The organism is Candidatus Similichlamydia epinepheli, assembly GCF_003056015.1.
Genome location: NZ_PPEU01000109.1, coordinates 1 through 2,056, shown reverse-complemented (window position 1 = coordinate 2,056; position 2,056 = coordinate 1). Strand labels below are relative to the sequence as shown.

1 protein-coding gene and 1 pseudogene are annotated in these 2,056 nt (G+C 40.3%); both read right to left on the bottom strand.

Annotated elements, in window-relative coordinates; translation table 11 throughout:
- Nucleotides 1-45: 45 nt before the first annotated feature.
- A pseudogene (locus GCCT14_RS04600) lies at nucleotides 46-732 on the bottom strand (phosphopyruvate hydratase family protein); the annotation flags it as partial.
- Between the two features lie 402 nt (nucleotides 733-1,134).
- Nucleotides 1,135-2,056 (bottom strand): M24 family metallopeptidase (locus GCCT14_RS04595; protein ID WP_108624413.1); only part of this gene is annotated, 922 nt, incomplete at its 5' end.

The window sequence follows — 2,056 nt, the reverse complement described above, 5'->3', positions numbered from 1 at the left end:
GTATATCATACAGTTTTTACTATTTTTTATACAGAATTAGGCTTGAGAAAACCCGGCTTCCAAAATAGCTTCTCTTAACAGTTGAAGAGCTTCTTCATCCGAATCAAGATGTGGTGCAAAGCCACCTTCATCTCCTACACACGTAGAAAGACCTCTCCTCTTCAAAATAGAACTTAGTACTTGGTAAATTTCTACTCCCCAGCGCACTCCTTCCGAAAATGAAGAAGCCCCAATAGGTCTCACCATAAACTCTTGAAAAGTCAGGCCATTATCTGCGTGCAGTCCACCGTTAATAAGATTCATCATCGGACAAGGAAGAACCACAGGATGAGATGAATCTCTATCCCACAAGCCACGTTTATCCAATGCAAGCTTAAAGACAGCAATAGACACTCCTAAAATGGCGTTTGCTCCTATCTTGCTCTTATTGTTAGTTAAATCTAACTCAATCATTGACTGGTCTATTGCCCTCTGATCAAAAATAGAAAGACCGATAAGAGAAGGCGACAATATCGAATGTATATTCTTAATAGCTTTCAATACCCCTTTGCCTTGAAAACGATTCAAATCCTTGTCTCGAAGCTCACACGCCTCTTTCATGCCAGTCGAAGCGCCAGATGGGACGCAAGCAACAGACCGTTGACCTTCAAGAGTTTCAACTGCTACCTGAAGAGTGGGGTTTCCTCGAGAGTCTAGGATCTCGATTGCACGTATGCGGGATATAGTTGTCATGTTCACCGTTTAACTCAGCTGATCGAATATGAGCAAACCTGTTTTCTCAAGCCTAATTCTGTATAAAAAATAGTAAAAACTGTATGATATACAGGCAAAGTTACAGCTCCACATTATTATAAATCGATTGATACCACGTTACTGCCCAATGTATTCTTTTTCGTGCCAAAGCTTGAAAAGGGACCAGTTCAAAGTGTGTCTTTGTTTGCTGGTCGTTTTGTTTGTTCAGTTTTTGCTAGATTTGTTGAAAACACAGTTAATTACTTACACACGACTCCAATCAATTAGTGGGGACTTGTTAGATCATCTTCGGCAAGCTGGCCACGACATACCAATAGACGAGCCTTTGTGTTTCCATACTGAAGAGTTTGGTCCCACTACTTATTACATGATTGAGCCTTCCTAGCTGAACAAATGATTAGCCTGGAGAGAAAGAGTATCTTTGTACATTTCCCAGTATGGAAAAGTTGGTAAGTTATTCATAATCAGTGCCCCCGTCTCTCCAACAATGAAGGAGTCTTCTAATCTAACACCAAATCTACCTGGCAAGTATATCCCTGGTTCTATTGTTACGCAGGAATCGATTGCCAAAGGCTCTTCTTTATTGAAACGAGGCGCCTCATGTACGAGAGCTCCTAATCCGTGTCCTAATGAATGAATGAACTTATCACCGTATCCACCATCTTGAATAACTCTTCTAGCCTCTTTTTCGAATGAATAGGCGGTCGCCTTTTTTGAAAATAGAGCAGTTGCTTTTCTTTTGGCTTTTGCAACTATTTTCCATACCTTCAGGAAATCTTGATCCGATGGTGTTCCAAATGAAAAAGTTCTAGTAGCATCAGAACAGAATCCATTTAATTTCACACCGAAATCTATAAGAATAGAATCCCCTAAACTAAGTTTCCTTTTGCCAGGTATTCTATGCGGAGAGCTTCCATTTTCCCCGAAAAGAACCATTATATCAAATGAAGGCTTGGACGAAGGCTCTTTATCCATCCAAAAAGTGATCATACGGGACGCAATCTCTTCTTCTGTGACTCCAGGACGAAGTAATGTTATGACATGCCAAAACCCTGCACATGCTAATTCTGATGCTGCGAGAAGTTTTTTCATTTCTTTTCCACTCTTTCTCAGACGAAAAGAGTCACACAATACCTCATCAGCATTCCATTGCACTTGAAATCCTTCTAAGGCTTTCATCCATCTTGAAACTTGATTGTAAGGAGTATTCGCTTCAAATCCAATGCGAATAGGAGATTCTTTCGACTGCTTGGTGATCCAAGTTCTCAGTTGTTCATACTTGTTAAGTGTATTATCAGGAAAA